At 60.7% G+C, this 19,131-nt stretch carries 17 protein-coding genes; 10 read left to right on the top strand and 7 right to left on the bottom strand.

Annotation, left to right across the window (positions count from 1 at the left end; genetic code table 11):
• Nucleotides 1-95: 95 nt before the first annotated feature.
• On the bottom strand, nucleotides 96-1,919 hold the full coding sequence (locus BS627_RS09755) for a monovalent cation:proton antiporter-2 (CPA2) family protein (protein ID WP_077982863.1): 1,824 nt from the start codon (nucleotides 1,917-1,919) through the stop codon (nucleotides 96-98).
• Between the two features lie 116 nt (nucleotides 1,920-2,035).
• Here BS627_RS09755 and BS627_RS09750 point away from each other — a divergent pair, with 116 nt between their 5' ends.
• From BS627_RS09750 to lpxK, 6 genes are all read left to right on the top strand, one after another.
• Nucleotides 2,036-3,382: a TldD/PmbA family protein gene (locus tag BS627_RS09750; protein ID WP_077983051.1), complete on the top strand. Its 1,347-nt coding sequence runs from the start codon at nucleotides 2,036-2,038 to the stop codon at nucleotides 3,380-3,382.
• 93 nt (nucleotides 3,383-3,475) lie between these two features.
• Nucleotides 3,476-4,282, top strand: coding sequence for a 3'(2'),5'-bisphosphate nucleotidase CysQ (locus BS627_RS09745; protein WP_077982862.1), 807 nt, complete (start codon nucleotides 3,476-3,478; stop codon nucleotides 4,280-4,282).
• A gap of 61 nt (nucleotides 4,283-4,343) precedes the next feature.
• Complete coding sequence (locus BS627_RS09740) at nucleotides 4,344-4,583, top strand: DUF4170 domain-containing protein (RefSeq protein WP_006313175.1); 240 nt, start codon at nucleotides 4,344-4,346, stop codon at nucleotides 4,581-4,583.
• Nucleotides 4,584-4,798: 215 nt separating this feature from the next.
• Nucleotides 4,799-6,121 (top strand): lipid IV(A) 3-deoxy-D-manno-octulosonic acid transferase, encoded by a 1,323-nt coding sequence (waaA, locus tag BS627_RS09735; RefSeq protein ID WP_077982861.1) that lies wholly within the window; start codon nucleotides 4,799-4,801, stop codon nucleotides 6,119-6,121.
• Complete coding sequence (locus BS627_RS09730) at nucleotides 6,115-6,852, top strand: HAD family hydrolase (RefSeq protein ID WP_077982860.1); 738 nt, start codon at nucleotides 6,115-6,117, stop codon at nucleotides 6,850-6,852. The genes waaA and BS627_RS09730 overlap by 7 nt, the downstream gene beginning before the upstream one ends.
• 148 nt (nucleotides 6,853-7,000) lie before the next feature.
• Entirely contained in the window at nucleotides 7,001-8,047 is a 1,047-nt protein-coding gene (lpxK, locus tag BS627_RS09725) for a tetraacyldisaccharide 4'-kinase (protein ID WP_077982859.1), read from the top strand.
• A 110-nt stretch (nucleotides 8,048-8,157) separates the two neighbouring features.
• On the opposite strand, the gene BS627_RS09720 is transcribed toward lpxK, so the two are convergent.
• A complete protein-coding gene (locus BS627_RS09720; RefSeq protein ID WP_077982858.1) occupies nucleotides 8,158-8,379 on the bottom strand; it encodes a DUF2093 domain-containing protein in 222 nt (73 codons plus the stop codon).
• A 139-nt stretch (nucleotides 8,380-8,518) separates the two neighbouring features.
• Nucleotides 8,519-10,351, bottom strand: a complete 1,833-nt coding sequence (mutL, locus tag BS627_RS09715) for a DNA mismatch repair endonuclease MutL (RefSeq protein WP_077983050.1) — start codon at nucleotides 10,349-10,351, stop codon at nucleotides 8,519-8,521.
• Between the two features lie 410 nt (nucleotides 10,352-10,761).
• On the opposite strand from mutL, the gene BS627_RS09710 reads away from it, so the two are divergent.
• A complete protein-coding gene (locus tag BS627_RS09710) occupies nucleotides 10,762-12,372 on the top strand; it encodes a response regulator (RefSeq protein ID WP_165691209.1) in 1,611 nt (536 codons plus the stop codon).
• A gap of 86 nt (nucleotides 12,373-12,458) precedes the next feature.
• Nucleotides 12,459-13,811 carry a putative bifunctional diguanylate cyclase/phosphodiesterase gene (locus BS627_RS09705; RefSeq protein ID WP_077982856.1) on the top strand — a complete coding sequence of 451 codons (1,353 nt, stop codon included), beginning with the start codon at nucleotides 12,459-12,461 and terminating at the stop codon, nucleotides 13,809-13,811.
• Nucleotides 13,812-13,945: 134 nt separating this feature from the next.
• Here the strand turns inward: BS627_RS09705 and BS627_RS09700 are convergent, their stop codons facing one another.
• From BS627_RS09700 to BS627_RS09685, 4 genes are read right to left on the bottom strand one after another with little or no spacing between them, the layout of a single operon-like run.
• Nucleotides 13,946-14,833, bottom strand: a complete 888-nt coding sequence (locus tag BS627_RS09700; protein WP_077983049.1) for an SMP-30/gluconolactonase/LRE family protein — start codon at nucleotides 14,831-14,833, stop codon at nucleotides 13,946-13,948.
• Nucleotides 14,834-14,837: 4 nt separating this feature from the next.
• A complete protein-coding gene (locus tag BS627_RS09695) occupies nucleotides 14,838-15,467 on the bottom strand; it encodes a 2-dehydro-3-deoxy-6-phosphogalactonate aldolase (protein ID WP_077982855.1) in 630 nt (209 codons plus the stop codon).
• Nucleotides 15,468-15,482: 15 nt separating this feature from the next.
• Nucleotides 15,483-16,397, bottom strand: coding sequence for a 2-dehydro-3-deoxygalactonokinase (locus tag BS627_RS09690; protein ID WP_077982854.1), 915 nt, complete (start codon nucleotides 16,395-16,397; stop codon nucleotides 15,483-15,485).
• The gene (locus tag BS627_RS09685; RefSeq protein ID WP_165691191.1) at nucleotides 16,397-17,179 is read right to left on the bottom strand and encodes an SDR family NAD(P)-dependent oxidoreductase; all 783 of its coding nucleotides are present in this window, start codon (nucleotides 17,177-17,179) and stop codon (nucleotides 16,397-16,399) included. Before BS627_RS09685 ends, BS627_RS09690 begins: the two co-directional genes overlap by 1 nt.
• Before the next feature lie 71 nt (nucleotides 17,180-17,250).
• On the opposite strand from BS627_RS09685, the gene BS627_RS09680 reads away from it, so the two are divergent.
• Entirely contained in the window at nucleotides 17,251-18,120 is an 870-nt protein-coding gene (locus BS627_RS09680) for an IclR family transcriptional regulator (RefSeq protein ID WP_165691190.1), read from the top strand.
• Nucleotides 18,121-18,331: 211 nt separating this feature from the next.
• Nucleotides 18,332-19,072, top strand: coding sequence for a helix-turn-helix transcriptional regulator (locus BS627_RS09675; protein WP_077982853.1), 741 nt, complete (start codon nucleotides 18,332-18,334; stop codon nucleotides 19,070-19,072).
• Nucleotides 19,073-19,131: the final 59 nt, after the last annotated feature.

Raw genomic sequence — 19,131 nt, 5'->3', positions numbered from 1 at the left:
CAACGTTGCCCCCTCATCCGACCCTTCGGGCCACCTTCTCCCCGGCGGGGAGAAGAAACAAGTGGCGCTCTCCCAGTCACTAAGTTGAACTCAATTCACAGCGATACTTCCGTCTCGCTGTCTTCCGCATCCTCTTCCCACTTTTCAGCCTTGGTCTTCGGCTTCATCAGCGGTTCGGGCTTCACTTCGCGTACCGGCTTGTTATGCAGCATCTGCCGGCCGGCGGCGATGCCTTCCACGGCCTGTAACTGCAACCGCTCTTCGTCGCGTTCGCGAATGTCGTCGGCAATCGCCAACGCCCTTTCGCCATCCATATCCAGCCCTTCCAGAATGCGCCTGCCGAACAGCAGGCCGGATTCCAGCGTCTCGCGGATTTCGTATTCCACGCCCTTCTTTCTGAGGCCCAGCGAATGGATGCGGTCATAGGAGCGAGCATAGATGCGCACGCTTGGAAATTCCGACTGGATCATGTCGATGATGCGGTCGGTCACCTCCTTTTTGTGAGTGCAGACCGCAACCAGATCTGCCCGCTCGATGCCGGCGGCGATCAGCACGTCCTTGCGGGTGCCATCGCCGAAAAAGATGCGGAAGCCGAAACGGGCGGCCTGCCGCACGCGGTCGGCCGAACTGTCGATGACGGTCACGTCGCGCCCGCCAGCGAGCAGGATTTGCGAGGCGATCTGGCCGAAACGGGAAAAACCGATCATCAGCACATCCGCGCCCGCGCCGTCGAAATCCTCCTCAAGCTTGTCCTCTTCCGCATCCTCCGCGGTCAGACGCCGTGAAATCACCGCCAGAAGCGGCGTCAGCGCCATGGAAAGCGTGACGACGGCAACGAGGATCGAGGCCGTCGCCTGCGGAAACAGCCCGGAGGCGGCAGCCGTGGTGAAGAGCACGAAGCCGAATTCGCCGCCCTGCGCCAGAAGCAGGGCGATGCGGCTCGACGCATAGCGCGAAGAGCCGGCGATGCGGCAGAGGCCATAGATCAGCCCCGCCTTCACCGCCATCATCGCCGGCACTGTGATCAGGATGAGCAGGATGTTTTCATAGACGATATGGATATGCAGCGACATGCCGACGGCCATGAAGAACAGCGCCAGAAGCAGTCCGCGAAACGGCTCGATATCGGCCTCCAGCTCGTGCCGGTAGGAGGATTCCGACAGCATCAGCCCCGCCAGCAGCGCGCCCATGCCCATCGACAGGCCCACCGCTTCCATGACGGCGGCGGCGCCGATAACGACGAAGAGGGCGGCGGCGATCATCACCTCGCGTGCACCCGTACGGGCGATGATCTGGAACATCGGCGTCAGAAGATAGCGCCCGGCAAGGATCATGCCCGCCACCGCAACGACGGAGGCTATGAGATCGGATACCATGGAATCCGTCGGCACATCCGGCCGGTTGGAAAGAATGGTGACGAGAGCAAGAAGCGGCACGATGGCGAGATCCTGAAACAGCAGGATCGAGAAGGACCGGTTGCCGTGCCGCGTATTCATGTCGCCGTCATCGGCAAGAATTTGCAGCGCAAAGGCGGTGGAAGAAAGCGCTAGACCGAAACCCGCGACGAGGCTGCCGCGCCAGTCGATCAGCCCCGCCCACCAGGCAATCGCCGCCAGCACGCTGCCGGTCACCAGCACCTGCGCCATCCCCAGCCCTAAAATATCGCGCCGCATCTGCCAGATGCGCGATGGCTTCAGTTCCAGCCCGATGATGAAGAGCAGGAAAACCACGCCCAGTTCCGAGACATTGAAGATGTCCTTCGCATCGGTGACCAGATGCAGGAACGGCCCGATGACGATGCCCGCCACCAGATAGCCCAGCACGGTGCCAAGCCCGAGCTTGCGGAAAACCGAGGCCGCGATGACCGCGCCGGCCAGAAGCAGCAATGGTTCGGAAAAGAGAGCGTCGTGCTCGGTCATGGCTGCGGACTTTCGAATAGGGTGGCGACAATACCGTCCGAATGGAGAAAGCGGCGTTTCGCCCTTGATGCGGGGTTGCTGGCACAATAAATGGAACAGGAATGAAAGGCCAACTCATGTCCTCAGAAATAGATTCTTCCAAACTTCTCGATCGCGCCAGCCAGCTTGTCGATCTTGCCCGCGCCGCCGGTGCGGATGAGGCGGATGCCGTTGTCGTCCGCTCCCGCTCGCAGTCGGTCGGCGTGCGGCTCGGCAAGGTGGAAAGCACCGAATCCTCCGAAAGCGACGATTTTTCCCTGCGCGTCTTTGTGGGCCGCCGGGTGGCGAGCGTTTCGGCCAATCCCGGCTTTGACCTGAAGACGCTGGCGGAACGGGCCGTCGCCATGGCGAAGGTCTCGCCCGAAGATCCCTTTGCCTGCCTGGCGGATAAGGAGCGGCTTGCGACGTCCTACGACGATCTCGAGCTTTTCGATGCGACCGAAGTCTCGGCCGATCAGCTGCGCGAGGCAGCCCTTGCGTCGGAAGAGGCGGCGCTGGCCGTCAAAGGCGTCAGCAATTCCTCCGGCGCCGGCGCATCGAGCGGTATGGGCGGCCTCGTCCTCGCTACCTCACACGGTTTTTCCGGCAGCTACATGGGTAGCCGTTTCAGCCGCTCCGTCAGCGTCATCGCCGGCGAAGGCACGAAGATGGAGCGCGACTACGATTTCGACAGCCGCCTTTATTATGCTGATCTCGATGCAGCCGAAGAGATCGGCCGCCGCGCCGGTGAAAGAGTCGTTCGGCGGGTCGGCCCGCGTCAGGTCGATACCGGCAGCAATATCACTGTCGTTTTCGATCCCCGTATAGCCCGCGGTTTCGTCGGCGCCATTGCCGGTGCGATCAACGGTGCCTCGGTTGCCCGCAAGACCAGCTTCCTGCGCGACAAGATGGGTCAGCAGGTTCTGAAGAAGGGCCTTCATCTCACCGACGATCCGCAGATCGTGCGTGGCCCGTCCTCGCGTCCCTTTGATGGCGAGGGTGTTCGCGGCGAGAAGATGACAATGATCGAGGACGGTGTTTTGAAGCACTGGTTCCTCTCCACCTCCGCGGCGCGGGAACTCGGTCTTGAAACCAACGGTCGCGGTGCGCGCGGCGGCACGGCGGTTTCGCCAGCTTCTACCAATCTCGCGCTGGAGCCGGGCGATCTCTCGCCGGAGGACCTGCTGAGACAGGTCGGAACCGGCTTTTACGTCACCGAGCTGATCGGCCACGGCGCCAATATGATCACGGGTGAATATAGCTGCGGCGCGAGCGGTTTCTGGATCGAGAATGGCGAAAAGACCTTCGCGGTTTCCGAGGTCACCATCGCGTCCAACCTGAAGGACATGTTCATGCGGGTGACGCCTGCCAATGATATCGACCGCAAATACGGCGTCGCAGCCCCGACGCTCGCCATCGAAGGTATGACGATCGCTGGCAAGTGAGGCGGCCTGCGGGTTGTTTTCGCGGGCACTTTATGTGCAAGTGCGAAGAGAAAAACGGGCGCGCCGTGTGAGGCGCGCGGAAAAGACGGCAAAATGAACGATATGGCTGAGGCCCGCTGGGCCTCCGATTTGAGGCTGGTCCTCGGAGCCGCCCGCAAGGCGGGCGAGACGGCGCTGGGTTTCTTCCGCAAGGACCCCGAGGTCTGGTGGAAGAATGGTGGGCTTTCGCCGGTCAGCGCGGCGGATTATGCCGCCAACGACATTCTCGAAACCATTCTCCGCTCCGCCCGGCCTGACTATGGCTGGCTTTCCGAAGAAACGGACGACGACACGGACAGGCTGTCGCGCTCCACCGTTTTTGTCGTCGATCCCATTGACGGAACCCGCGCCTTCATCGGCGGCCGCGACACCTGGTGCGTCAGCGTTGCAGTGGTCCATGAGGGTCGGCCGGTCGTCGGCGTGCTCGTCGCGCCGGCGCTGGCGGAGGAGTTCACCGCGGTGGAAGGCGGCGTGGCGTTGAAGAACGGAGCCGCCATCTCGGCAACCCGTGACAATAGCGGAACCTTCCATCTTGCCGCAGCGGCGGAAGCGATCGCGCATCTGCCGGAAGCCTTGCGCAACACCGTGGAGCGCATTCCGCACGTCCCCTCGCTTGCCTACCGGCTGGCCATGGTGGCGGATGGCCGCATTGACGGAACGCTGGTCAAGGCCAACTCGCACGAGTGGGATCTCGCCGCCGCCGACCTCATTCTGGAGAAAGCGGGCGGCCGGCTGGTCGGGCTCGATGGAAAACCTTTGATGTATAATCGCCGGCAGGTAAACCACCCCGCATTGTGCGCCGCAGCAAATTATGCACTGCCGGCACTTTTGAAAGCGTTTTCACATCTGTCTGACGGTTGACGTTTGCCGGGAAATCCCGCAGATGAAGGCCTCTCTCAGCGTTTAAGAAAGAGATAAAGACATGACGGAAACTGGCAAACCGAAACAGCTGCTGCACCTCGTCTTCGGCGGCGAACTTGAAAACCTTCAGGATGTTCAGTTCCGGGATTTGAACGCACTCGATATCGTTGGCATCTATCCGGATTACGCTTCTGCGCTGACCGCATGGAAGTCCAAGGCGCAGATGACGGTCGACAATGCCCATATGCGTTATTTTATCGTGCATATGCACCGTCTTCTCAATCCTGACGACAAAATTTGAGTCCTTTTCCCCTTGCGTTGTAATACTATTGGGTGAGGGCGGTTTTTCCCGTGATTCCTGCTTGAGACAGCAGGGCACGGTATTGCGACACGAGAAAATGTGATCGCGCTTTCGTTTCCGATGACAAAAAATGACGCAATTTGAGAAGAAGTAGGCGGCGATAACAACCAGAACAGGGGCAGGGCATTGCGCGGAATGATCAAGGGCAGAATGTCATGAGCAGCCGTCTCGCACGTTTCGCTCTTTCCGGTTACCGCATTGCCGGTATCGCCGCTTACCCGTTCGCCAAGCCCTATCTTTCCTATCGGGCCGCGAAAGGCAAGGAAGACAAGCGCCGCCGGCTCGAACGTTTCGGTTATGCGAGCGCCGAGCGCCCGCGCGGGCCGCTCGTCTGGTTCCATGCCGCAAGTGTCGGTGAAACCCTTGCCCTCATCCCGCTGATCCGCGAAATCCGCAAGCGCGATATCTACGTGCTTCTGACCACCGGCACCGTCACGTCGGCTGAACTCACCCGCACCCGGCTCGGCGACGACGTGATCCACCAATATGTGCCGCTCGATATCAAGATCGCGGTCAACCGTTTCCTCACCTATTGGGCGCCGGATGCCGCCATAACAGCGGAATCGGAAATCTGGCCGGTGACGATGATGGAACTGGAGCGCCGGCACATCCCGCAGATCAGGGTCAATGCGCGCCTCTCCGACCGTTCCTTTGACCGCTGGAAAGCCCGCCACGACATTGCGGAATCGCTGTTCTCAAAACTGGCGCTGGTGGTTGCGCAGTCCGATCTCGATGCTGAACGTTTCCGCGATCTCGGCTCCTGGCCGGTGGTGATTTCGGGTAACCTCAAGGGTGATACCGATCCGCCGCCCTGTGACGAGGCGCTTTTGGAGCACTATCGCAAGCAGGTCGGCAATCGCAAGACATGGGCCGCCATCTCCACCTTCGACGGCGAGGAGAAGGCTGCCGCCACCGTGCATGCGGCGATCAAGTCGCGCAACGGCCAACTGACCATCATCGTGCCGCGCCATCCCGAGCGCGGCGATGATGTGGAAGCCATGCTGAAGGGCATGAACCTTTCCGTCGCCCGCCGCAGCCGCAATGATGTGATTACCCCGGAAACCGATATTTTCCTCGGCGATTCCATCGGCGAAATGGGGCTCTACCTGCGGCTGACCGAGCTTGCCTTTGTCGGCCGGTCGCTGACGGCCGAAGGCGGGCAAAATCCGCTGGAGCCGGCGATGCTCGGCTGCGCCGTCCTCTCAGGTGCGCATGTGCAGAATTTCCGCGAGGCCTATCAGAAGCTGATCCGCGCCGGCGGCGGTCGTATCATCCGCGATGTGGAGATGCTGGCCAAGGCGGTGCATTATCTGCTGGTCAACGACAATGAGCGTTACAAGATGATCGATGCGGGCAACCGGGTCATTCAGGATATGCGCGGTGCGCTGTCCTCCACCGTCAAGGCGCTGGAACCCTATATCAATCCGCTTACCGTTTCCGCCAAGCTGCAACCGCGGAGCGCCATCGGTTCATGGTAGCGGATATTGAACTTGATGCGGCACAATCGATTGCCGCAGTCCTTTTCGACAAGGACGGAACGCTTCTCGGCTATGACGCCAGCTGGGGTCCGGTCAACCGCGAGCTTGCGGCCATCGCGGCCAATGGCGATCCCGTTCTTGCCGACCGGCTTCTTTCCGCCTGCGGCATGGACCCCGTCACCGGTCATGTGGTGCCGGACAGCCTGCTGGCCGCCGGCAATACGGCGGAAATCGCCGCCGGTCTGGTTGCCGCCGGCTCGCCCTGCGATGTCGGGGAACTGACAGCGCGCCTCGACCGGTTATTTACCGAGGCTGCGGATAAATCCGTGCCGGTAACCGATCTCAAGGCATTTTTCGCAAGGTTGAAGGCGCGGGGCTACAAGCTTGGCATCGCCTCCAGCGACAATGAAAACTCCATCCGCCAGACCGCCATCCGCTTCGGTTTCGAAAAGGACCTCGATTTTGTCGCGGGATATGACAGCGGTTACGGCACCAAGCCGCAGCCCGGTATGGTCCTGGGTTTCTGCGAGGCGATAGGTTTCCCGCCGGAACGCGTGGCTGTTGTCGGCGACAATAACCACGATCTGCACATGGCAAAGAGTGCTGGCGCCGGTCTGCGCATCGCCGTTTTGACCGGAACAGGCTCACGCGAAAGCCTTGGCGCGGATGCCGATTATTGTTTCGATGACATTACCGCGCTCGAAGCGCTTTTGCCGGAACGGGCTCTCTGAACCCGGTTGGTTTCCGCCGGGCGGGGTGCGGCTCCGTCAAACCCGTTTATTCCATTTTTGCAATTTACGGTTTTTTCTGGCAAACAACCTCCTGACATGTGACGGGCGAACGGAATGCCGTGGGCGACGCGGCCGGGAGCGGGAATAGATGGTTTCTGAAGCGCCGCCGTTCTGGTGGCAGAAAGCGGGATGGCAGGCGTGGCTCCTGTCTCCTTTCTCGCTTGTTTACGGCAAGATAGCCGGCCGGCGGATGCAAACGGCGAAGAGGGCAAGCGTTGCCGTTCCGGTCATCTGCATCGGCAACTTCACCGTGGGAGGGGCCGGCAAGACACCGACGGCGATGGCAATTGCGAGAGCCGCCGTCGCCAAGGGCCTGAAACCCGGATTTCTCAGCCGTGGCTACGGCGGCACGCTCGACGTCACCACCCTTGTCGATCCCCGGCGTCACCGCTCCGCCGATGTCGGCGATGAGCCGCTGCTTCTGGCGCGAGAGGCGGTCACAGTCATTTCCCGCAAGCGCGTGGAAGGCGCACACCGTCTGGTGAAAGAAGGCGTCGATCTCATCATCATGGATGATGGTTTCCAGAGCGCGCGCCTGACGCTGGATTATGCGCTTGTCGTCATCGATACGATGCGCGGCATCGGTAACGGCCATCTCGTGCCGGGCGGTCCGGTGAGGGCGCCGCTTGCTGAACAGATGCGGCACATGACAGGGCTTCTGAAGGTCGGCAAAGGCCACGCGGCCGATGCGCTGGTCAGGCAGGCGGCAAAGGCCGCCAAGCCCGTCTTCGTTGCGGCAATCACGCCGCAGGAGCCGCAGGATTTCAGGGGAAGACGCGTGCTGGCCTATGCCGGCATCGCCGACCCGGCCAAGTTTTATCGAACCGTCGAGGCGCTCGGCGGTGACATCGTGCTGCAGCGCTCTTTCCCGGATCATCACCATTTCAGCGACGACGAGATCGCCGATCTTTTGCAGGACGCCGGCAAAGATGATCTGCAGCTGGTGACGACGGCCAAGGATGCCGTGCGGCTTAACGGACACCACGGCAGGGCGGAAGAATTGCTGTGGAACAGTCTGGTGATCGAAATCGACATGGTGTTCGACGACCCCAACGCGGCCGCGGCGATCATCGATACGGCGGTGGGAAACTGCCGCGCGCGTTTGCTGCGGGAAAATGCGCGGACGTCGGTTTAGAGTACCGAAGAAGATAAACCGCCGTGCACCCACTTCTTCTCATCTCTGTGACAAGCACAGGGATGAGGGAAGGCACACGACGCGCAATACTCAACGCGCCGCGTCCCAACTCACGCGGGCAAATCGCCAGCCTTATTTTCGGCTTCCAGCGAAGCCGCCGCATCCACATAGGCCTCCTGCCGCGCCACGCTCCAGTAGCGCAGCTCATCGAGCGGAATGGTCTTGGCCGTCATGGCGCAGATGACGTGCGAGCCGGTCTGGACGATGCGGAAATCACCGTCGAGATATTCGATGACGGCGAGGCGGTTACCGCCTCCTTCAAATCTGTTCATCCGTTCTCGTCTCCTGCTCTGTCCTGTGAGCGCACCCAGTCCGAAACGGCGCAGCGTTTTCCTGAACAATTGGGTGCTCCAGTATCTCGAATTTATATAGCGCGGCGTGGCGCAAGGCCAGCCCCGCCTGCTTGCGGCGTCAGCTACGGCCGAAGAGCCGTTCTATATCGGAAAGTTTCAGTTCGATATAGGTCGGACGGCCGTGATTGCACTGGCCGGAACCCGGCGTGTTTTCCATTTGCCGCAGAAGCGCGTTCATCTCCTCCGGCCGCATGCGCCGGCCGGAACGCACAGAGCCGTGGCAGGCCATGGTGGCCGCGACATATTCCAGCTTGTTGGCAAGCGTTGAGGCTGCGTCCCATTCGGCGATCTCGTCAGCGAGCTGGCGCACCAGCCCCTGCACATTGACTTCGCCCAGCATGGCCGGCGTTTCCCGGATGGCGACGGCGCCCGGCCCGAAACGCTCGATGACGAGCCCGAGCGCATCGAAACCGGCGGCATGATCCATCAGCCGGTCGCAATCCTCTTCCGGCAGGTCGATGATCTCGGGGATGAGCAACACCTGCGAAGGCGGCCGCCTCGAATGCAGCGCATTGCGCATCTGTTCGAACACCAGCCGCTCATGCGCGGCATGCTGGTCGACGATGACGAGGCCGTTTTCCGTCTGCGCGATGATGTAGTTCTCGTGTAGTTGCGCCCGCGCGGCTCCGAGCGGATATAGCAAAGGTTCAGACGGGGGGCTTGCGGCGGTCTCGTCAGTGTCCCGAGGCTCGGCCCTCGCAGTCGGCATGGTGATGTCGGAAAAACGTGACTGCACCGCCTCGGCAAATTGCATGTCCCCGGAAACCGCAAGCGGGCGCGAAGGCGAGGTGGCAGCGGACCATGGCGCGGCGGCTGCTATGGAAGGCGAGGGCCGAAGGCCGGACGGGCTGTAGCCGGGGCGGAAGGCGTTCATCATCTGGCTCGCCCCCGTCGTCGCAGCCCTGTCGCCGTCGCGCGTCAGCGCCTGGCGGATCGCGCCGACGATCAGCCCGCGAATGAGGCCGGGATCGCGAAAACGCACGTCGGACTTTGCAGGATGCACGTTCACATCCACAAAGGCGGGGTCGAGCGTGATGGACAGCACCGCGACAGGATATCGCCCATGCGGCACGGTTTCGGCATAAGCGCCGCGAATAGCGGATAAAAGCAACTTGTCCTGTACCGGCCGGCCGTTGACGAAGACATATTGATGCGCCGAGTTGCCGCGATTGAAGGTCGGCACGCCGGCAAAACCGGAGAGCGTCACATCCTCGCGCCCGGCGTCGATCTCTATCGCATTGTCCTTGAACTCGGCGCCGAGAATTTGCGCCATGCGGGCCAGATGGTCATCGCCGGTGGAGGGGATTTCAAGCGTCGAACGATCGGTGCCCGATAGCACGAAACGAATATGCGGAAAGGCGATCGCCATGCGTTTGACGACCTCGGTGATCGCGGCCGCCTCCGCCCGTTCCGTCTTCAGGAATTTCAGCCGCGCGGGGGTGGCGAAGAACAGGTCCCGCACCTCGACGATGGTGCCGGCATTCGAAGCGGCGGGCCGGACATCGGACACCTTGCCGCCGGTGACGGAAATCACCGAACCCTGTTCAGCGCCCTGTTGCCGGCTGGTAATCGTCAGCTTGGCGACGGAGCCGATGGAGGGCAGCGCCTCGCCGCGAAACCCGAGCGTGCGGATATCATCCAGCGTATCGGAAATTTTCGAGGTGCAGTGACGCCTGACCGCAAGCTCCAGATCGGCAGGCGACATGCCGGAACCGTTATCGGTAATCCGCACCAGTCCCTTACCGCCGCCGGCCGTCGCGATCTCGATCCGCGTCGCGCCCGCGTCGATGGCGTTTTCCACCAGTTCCTTCGTGGCGCTGGAGGGTCTTTCGATGACCTCGCCGGCGGCGATCTGGTTGATAAGGGTTTCTGAAAGCTGCTTGATGGCCATGATCGTCATTTTCGCGGATTCGCTACGGCTTCGAAAGCAAAAAACTCGGGCTGCGGAAATTTGCACATGTTTTGCGGCCTGTCTGGCATTTGATCATTTCCGTCAACATGGCGCTAAGCGTTAATCCGCCTTTAATCGGCCTTGATTATGGTGAGGCGGCTTGAAATGACCGCAGGAACGGGGGCCGCCTTCGCCGGGTGGCGTGTGACGTCGACTATGGGTGAGCGTCATCTTCCCCTCAAGACTGCTTCAAGTTGCAAACCCTGATGTCTCTTTTGCGGAATTTTTCGTTTCATCCCGGCATTTGCCCTGGACGATTCCACTAGAAACATAAGCCTGACCCCTGAAAAACAGGCGGGAGTTTGCAGTTGAGTGATTTGGCGTCCTCTGGCGCGGGCGTTCATACGGTGATGCTTGATGCCCTTTGCGACGCGCTTGGCGCGGCGATAGTCGTTTACGACCGGAACGATCACATTATTTTCGCAAGCCGGAAACTCCTCAGCTTTTTTCCACTGGAAGAGGCCGTTATCGGCCCGGGTGCGCGGCTGCGCGACTATCTGAGCGCGCTATATGATTGTTATCTGCTGGAAGCGGAAAGTCTTTCCGCCAATGCCCGCCCGCTCGGCCGGGAGGAATGGATCGGCGAACGCCTGGCGCTGCATTGGAAGGAAAGATCGGAAAAAACCGAACGGCTGAAGGGAGAGCGCTTCCTGCGCTTCGTCATGAACCGCCTGCCGTCCGGCCTCGGCATCAGCGTGGTTGCGGATATTTCCGAACAGAAGAAACGTGAAGAGCAATGGCGCATCGATCTCGAGCGCGTGCAGCTCATCGAGGATATTCTCGACAATCTGCCATTTCCCGTCTTCGTCAAGGATCGGAACATGGCCTATGCCGCTGTCAACAAATCCGCCTGTGCCCTTGTCGAGACAAGTCCCGAGAGCATTCTTGGCCGTACCGTTTTCGATCTCCACTCGCGCAAGGTTGCCGGACGGATCGATGTCGCCGATCGTATGGTGCTGGATAGCGGCGTGCCGAGCATCATCCCGGAAAGAGTGCGGCGTCTGAATGGCGAAGAGGTGCTGACCATCACCCGCAAGCAGCGTGTGGGCAGGCCCGGCCGATATTTTCTGGTAACGACGATGGAGGACGTGACCGCTCTCGCTACCATCGACGCCAACGGCACGCCCGTCATCCCCTCGCTCGAACATGTCCCCTTCGTCGCCTCCACCTATGGCAAGGACGAAGAGCCGGACAATCATGGCGGGGTATTAAAAAGCAAGGCAGTGCTGATCGTCTCTGCAAGCGGACATTTTGCGGAAGCCGCCGGTCGCCGGCTGACGGCGGGCGGCATGGACCATGCGGCGGTGACGAGTGAGGACGAACAGCGTGCCTTCATCGAGGTCGCAGCCTCCGCCGGGGTGAGCATCGATGTGGTGGTTGTCGATGCCCAAATGAGCGTTGCATGCCTCGATATTGCCTCGGCGCATGCCCTGCCCGTCGTCACTATCGAGGAAGAGGAGATTGAGGCCTCCCTGCTGCATTATCTCGCCGCTGCCTCCCCGAAGGAGAAAGCCGCTGACGAAGACTGGGAGATCATGACGGATGATCTGCCTGCAATCTTGAAGACCGGCGGTGTCTGCGAAATACTTCTCGTCGAGGACAACAGGGTTAACCAGATCGTCTTTTCGCAGATACTCGAAGGCCTTGGGCTTTCCTGGCGGCTCGCCACCTCGGGCGAAGAGGCGCTGCGGCTCTTTGCCGAACAGCCGCCTTCCGCCGTCCTGCTCGATACGACGCTGGGCGATATCGACGGCTTCGAAGTCGCCCGCCGCATGCGCAGCCTTGGCGGAGACAAGCACATTCCCATCGTCGGCGTCATCACCCACGCTTTCGAGGGCGATCTCGACAAATGCCGGGCATCCGGCATGGACGACATGCTTTTGAAACCCGTCAGCCCGGACATGGTCGAGGCGGTTTTCCTGCGGCTTTTCGGCAAGGACGGCTTGCGGCTACGGGCCTGAAATTGCCATTGCCGAAAGGCTATGGCTTTTTTAATACTTGCACTGCATTGTGACCGCGGGCGACACAGGATTCACGAGATGCAGGAATGAAACGGGCAGAGCCGCAAACGTTGCAGGTCAGCCAGAACGAGCTGCAGGCGATGGCCTACAGCGACCCGCTGACGGGGCTCGGCAACCGCTACCGTCTGCGGGACAAGATTCGCATGCTTGCCAGCGAGCGCTCCAGCGATCCGGCGCCCTTCACGGTCGGCATCGCCAATATAGACGGCTTCAAACCTATCAACGATCTGTTCGGCGTGCAGGCGGGCGATGAAATCCTCTGCCAGGTCGCGCACCGGCTGAAAGCCTGCATTCCCGACGGCGCGATCGTGACGCGCCATGACGGCGACGAGTTCGCCTTCGTGCTGCCGCTGGTCTTTGAGCGCATCGGCGCGGAACGCATTGGCAACATGATCAAGGACGTGCTTTCGGCCCCTTACGATCTCGGCGACCGCAACGTCCGTCTGTCCTCCTCCTTCGGTTTTGCCATCTATCCCTTCGCCGGCGATGAATTCGAGGATTTGCTGAAAAGCGCTGAAACAGCGCTTTATCGCTCCAAGAGACGCGGCCGCGGCCAGATCACCGTCTATTCGCGCGAGATCGCGCAGGAAATGAAGCGCGCCACGCAGCTGGAACAGGCGCTCAGAAACGCCATCATCACCGACGCCATCGACGTGCATTTCCAGCCCATCGTCAGACTGGAAGAGGCGAAGGTCATCGGTTTCGAGGCGCTCGCCCGTTGGAACGACCCGGATCTCGGCTTCGTATCGCCTGCCGTTTTCGTGCCGCTGGCAGAAGAGCGCGGCTTTATCGACGCACTATCGGAAGCTTTGCTCCGCAAGGCGGCGGAGGCGGCCCTGTTCTGGCCGCGCGAGCTTTTCCTGTCTTTCAACCTCTCTTCCGCGCAATTGATGGACCCAAGCACGGCGGACAATATTTTGTCCATTCTCTCGCGTGTCGGCCTCGACCCGCACCGGCTGGAGCTTGAAATCACCGAAACGGCTGTCATGACGTCTGCCGATACCGCGCAGCGTATCATCAGCGAATTGCAGAGCGCGGGTGTTCGCATCTCCCTCGACGATTTCGGTACCGGCCAGTCCAGCCTCGGCCGCCTGAGGGATTTCACCTTCGACAAGGTGAAGATCGACCGCGCCTTTGTCTCGCGTATCAGCAGCGACCGCCCTTCCGAACATATCATCAAGGCCATCGTCGCCATGTGCGAAGGCCTCGATCTCGAGGTGGTGGCCGAGGGGATAGAAGAACGGGCGGAAGAGGAAAAGCTGCTCGCACTCGGCTGCGCCATGGGGCAGGGCTATTTCTACGGCCGCCCCGCCGACGCCGCCGCGACCCAGCGTTATCTGCACGAGAATTACCGCGAGATATTGTCGGATATTTCCTGATGCGGTGCGGCTTGGTCGTTACGCTTGTTGGAGAAAGCAGTATCTCAGCCGAGCTTGTGCGCGCCGGCGCATCCCCACAACCCTCATTCCTGTGACAAGCACAGGAATGAGAAGAGGTTGGCGGATGCCGCGCTTCACAACCGGTAAAGCGGCTCAAACCGACCCTTGACGTCAACCCCCAGCTCGAACGTCAACCCATGCTGCGGATTGGTGGCAAGGGCGTCGTCGTCGAGATGCTCGCGCGCGGATGTCACGAGAAGGCGCGATGCGTCGGGGCCGATGAAGGCGGGGCAGGTCGTCTGTCCGCCGGGCACCTCATATCGGGCGATATGATTGCCGTCCGTGTCGTAACGATCCACGGCGCCCACGCCCCAGCGGGCGTTCCATATATGCCCTTCGGCATCGCAGACCGACCCGTCGATGCCGCCTTTGATACCCGTGGAATCGATGAAGACTTCAGCCTTGCCGGAGGGCAGGCCGGTCTCGGCATCGAGCGGCACCCGCATCACCTTGTTTACCTTGGTATCGACGTAATATCCCGTCGCGCCATCGGGCGAGAAACAGATCGAATTCGGAATGCTGATCCCGGCAAACAGCTTGGTCACGGTGCCCTTCGCGACATGATAGATGCTGCCCGCACCGGTCTCCGCCTTGCGGCCCATGGTGCCGATCCATAGCGCGCCGGAGGGGTGCATGCGCCCGTCATTGGAGCGGTTGTCGGGCAAATCCATTTCCAGCTCAGCATGCAGGGTCAGCACGCCGGTTGCCGTGTCGCGCAGGAAAAGCCCGTCATCGGAGGCGATCAGCTGCTTGCTGTCGCTGACCTTGGCGAGCGCACTGCCCATGAAGGGCAAAGCGTGCACGGTCTTGCGGCCGGAGGCGAAATGCAGTTCATGCAGTTCACGCTCGAGAATATTGAACCACCAGGCGGTGCCGGTCGCGGGGTCGAAGGTCGGGCCTTCGCCGAGCAGCATCGGCGTTTCGTCCAGAACGCGTCCGGTAAAGGGAAAAACAGTGGCCAAGCTCTTATCCTCCGATGGCAGCATCATAGGCTGAAAGTGTGACAGTGGCGCGTTCGCGCACCTCCGCCGCCGTCATGCCCGGCTTGTAAAGGCTGGTGCCAAGCCCGAAAGCCACGATACCGGCCGAGGTATATTCAGAAAAATTCTTGTCCGAGACGCCGCCGACGGCGGCGATGACCAGATCCTTCGGCAGAATCGTCCTGATGGCATTGATGCCGGCGGGGCCGATGATGCTGGCGGGGAAAAATTTGAGCCCGGTCGCACCGGCCTTCGCTGCCACCAGCGCCTCGGTGGGGGTGAGGACCCCCGGCATCGTCACCATGCCTTTTTCACGCGCAGCGGTAATGACCTCCGCATCGGCATTCGGGCTCACCATCAGCTTTCCACCGGCCGCATCCAGCGACGCCACGTCTTCAACGCTGAGCACGGTGCCGGCTCCGATCAGGCAATCGGCGGGCGCCATCTTCGCGGCGATCTCGATGGAGCGGAACGGATCGGGCGAGTTCAGCGGAATTTCAATGGCGCGGAAGCCGGTTTCGATCAGTGCGCCGACGACGCCTTCGGTTTCCTCGGGTTTCAGGCCGCGCAGAATGGCGATCAGCGGATATTGGATGGAAGGGAAGGGAATACGCATGGTCGATCTTTCTTCTTATGGCCAGATGGCATTTGCAGCGGCCAGCAATCCGCGCCGCACGGCCTCGTCTGCATCAATGACCGTATAGTGGATATCAAGAGCGGTGAAGGCGCCTTCGTAAAGCGCGCCGAGTGCACCGGAGCCGATCAGCACCACCGGTGTCTCGCGCCGGGCGGTGGAATGCGCGCCGGCGATTTCCAGCCCGATCATGATACCGGACAGCTTGGCCTTGGCGTCGGTGGCGGTGAGGCCGTGCAGCAATTGGCCGGAGCGAAGGGTGAAAAAGCGATTGGTCGCAAGCTGCGGATTGGCATAGATGTCGCGCACCGCCGCCGTGAAAGCCTCATGCTCGCCGGTAAAGGCTTCGGCCTCGGCCACCGCATGGGAAAGGATCGTCTGTTTCGAGACGACTTCGAAGAGCTCGCCGGTCATGAACGTGGCGAAGCCGGTCACGCCGCCATCCTGCACGGTCACCCATTTGGAATGGGTGCCGGGCATACAGACGAGTTTTTCACCGGCATCCGAGGAGGCGAGAGCGCCGAGCAATTGCGTTTCCTCACCGCGCATGACGTCGGGCGCGGTTTTGTCCCGCTGCGCCAGCCCCGGTAGAATGCGCACATCCCGCGCCTGGCGCGGCACACGAACCGCGCCGCCCGGAACCGCCGAAAGCGACGCCGGCACGTCGATATAACCCGCCTCGACCCAGCCCTGCCGCGCCCCTGCCATGCCGCAGACGATAACCGGCAGATCTTCCGGTGCGCCGATGGCGTCGAGATGCGATTGTAGTACGTCGGCAAAACCGGTCCGCATGGCGGTCGTCATACCTTCCGTGCTTCTGCGCTCCGCCAGCACCGCGCCCGATCGGCTCATGAGCCAGAGCCGGAAACTGGTCGTACCCCAGTCGACGGCGATGAAAGCGGGTTCAGACATTATAGAAGGCCTCCGTCTACGATTATGGATTGCGCCGTGATGGCGCCCGATGCCGATGATGCGAGAAACAGGCACGGGCCCGAGAGATCGGCAGCGACGAGCGTGCGTTTCAGGCATTGCCGCGCGGTGGTGGCGGCAATGCCCTCATCCGTCAGCCAAAGTTCCTTCTGCCGCTCCGTCACGATCATGCCGGGCAAAAGCGTGTTGACGCGGATGTTTTCCGGGCCCAGCCGGCCTGCCAGGCTTTTCGTCAGCCCGATGATACCGGCCTTGGCCGCCGCATAGGAGGGCAGATCGCCCATATTGAGCAGAAACGAGATGGATGAAAAATTGACGATGGACGCGTCTTTCGCCTGCCGGAGATAGGGCAGGGCTGCCTGAACCGTGAAGAACATCTGCTTCAGATTGACCGCCTGATTGGCGTCCCAATAGGCCTCCGTCACCGTGTCTATGTCGTGGCGGTCGTCCCAGGCGGCGTTATTGACCAGTACCTTGATCCCGCCGGTGGCGGAGGCCGCCGCCTCCACCGTCTTTCCGACCGCCGCAATATCGCGAAGGTCAGTCTTGAAGAAGTGAACCGGATGCGGCGCCGTTGTCGCAAGCCGCTTGACGAGCGCCAGACTTGGTTCTTCGGCGATGTCGATGAAAGAAACCTTCGCGCCTTGCATCGCAAAGGCTTCCACCAACGATGCTCCGATGCCGGAACCGCCGCCGGTGACGAGCACGCCCGCATCCTTGAGGTCCGGAAATTGGGCTTGCGTCATCGGTGTCATCTCGTCCATGAAAGGCTTGCTTGTTCCAATATATGGAACTAGATTTTACTAAATGGAATTATTCTCTTGGCGTCACGCTTATGTCAAGGCAGATGACGGTGGATGTTGCCATGCCCGATAATAAAAAGCCCAATGGTCAAAAGCCTGATGCGGTTCCAATGGCGCAGCGGAAGGCCGGCGTTGAGACGGGCACGCTCGGCAAAGCTGTCTCGCTGCTGGAGCTGATCGCCTTTGCTGAAAAACCGATGCGCTTTACCGATGTGGTCGAAGCCTGTGGCCAGCCGCGCGGCACAGTTCACCGCCAGCTCGCCCATCTCGTTGCCGAAGGCCTTGTCGATCACGCTGCCGATCAGACCTATGCCGTGGGGCTGAGGTTGCTGCAACTGGCCGCGAAAGCCTGGAGCGGTAACGACCTGCGCAGCGTCGCGGCACCCCATCTGGCGGCCTTGCAGGCGGTGACGCAGGAGTCGGTGCATCTCGCGGTGCTGAACGGCGGACAGGTCACCTATCTGGACAAGATGGAGGGCCGGCACACATTGCGCATGCATTCGCAGGTCGGCAAAACCTCCCCAGCCTATTGCACCGGCGTGGGCAAGGCGGCGCTGTCGCTGCTCTCCGCCGACGATCTGGCGCAGCTGGCCGCGGAACTGGATTTTCATCGCTTCACGGAAAGCACGGTCACGACGCCGGAAGCGCTGATGAGGGAAGTGGCGACAATTCGAGACAACGGCTACGGTTTTGACCTTCAGGAGCACGAGATCGGAATTCACTGCGTTGCCGCACCGGTCCGGGCGCCCGGCCGCAATTTTCGCGCGGCGATTTCCGTCACCGGTCCGGCCTATCGCGTGGATGTGGAACAGCTTCGCAAATGGGGCCCCCTGGTGCGCGAAACCGCCGACAGAATTTCCGACGATCTTGCGTGCAGATTGTCCCCGGTGGCGGATGGTTGAGGAAAACGAAGACTTCTGACCCTTGGATTTTACGGGGTGAAACTGCCGGCCTTGCACCCATTCAGACACGTTCAATATTATTTTCGACTATTCTGAATTAAGTTTTCAACTTTCGTTTGCATGAATCGTTTTGGTGAGTAACATCCGCAACAATTTCCGGGCAAGGGCAGGCCTTTGCGGCGGCATTTCTCATTCTCGAAGAACAGCTTTGATGCAAAAAACAGAGGCGGCCGCCGTTCAGTCGATTGGTGTTGATTGCGTTCGCGAGATCGCCGGCCTGAACACGCAATTCGATATATTCCGGTTCCTGAAACGGCTAACGGAAGCCTGGGAATTCAAGGCTTTCATGGTTCTTGACCTGTCGTCGGAAGCGGCGAGCGAATTGTCGCAATATACGATCATTACCAGCTGGCCGGCGGAGCTTCTGCAGCGTTACGATGAAGAGGGCATGCTGCAAAACAGCCGGGTGATGGCGCAGTTGAAAAAATCGACCGTTCCCTTTTCCGTCTCAATGGATTTTCTGGTCGGAGGCGAGGGAGAAATCGCCAGGAAAACCGTGATCAACCTTTTAGAACGTTTCGAGATGATCAATTCGGTCTGGTTTCCCGTTCACGACATTACCATGCGACGCGGCGCGGTATCTTTTTCCGGCAACAAGACGGCCGTGGCCACCAGCCGGCTTGCCGAGCTTTTATATATTTCCAGCCATGTCTTCGCCCGGCTGTCTGAAATCCGCCGGCTCGATCTCAGGGTCCCCGAAACACTGAGCGAGCGGGAGATCGACTGCCTGAACTGGACCGCCGCTGGCAAGACCAGCGCCGAAATCGCTGAAATCATGATGCTGTCGGAACATACCATCAATCATTACCTGAACCGCGCGACGAAAAAACTCGACACGGTCAACCGCACCCAGGCCGTCGCAAAAGCGCTGCGGGTCGGCCTGATAAAATAGCGAAACCGTAATTTTATCATTGTGATAAACCGTTTCCTGGGCGATCCTCTTTTCGAATC

Source organism: Agrobacterium salinitolerans, assembly GCF_002008225.1.
In the GTDB taxonomy this organism is placed as follows: domain Bacteria; phylum Pseudomonadota; class Alphaproteobacteria; order Rhizobiales; family Rhizobiaceae; genus Agrobacterium; species Agrobacterium salinitolerans.
This window is presented reverse-complemented; position numbering and strand designations above follow the sequence as displayed.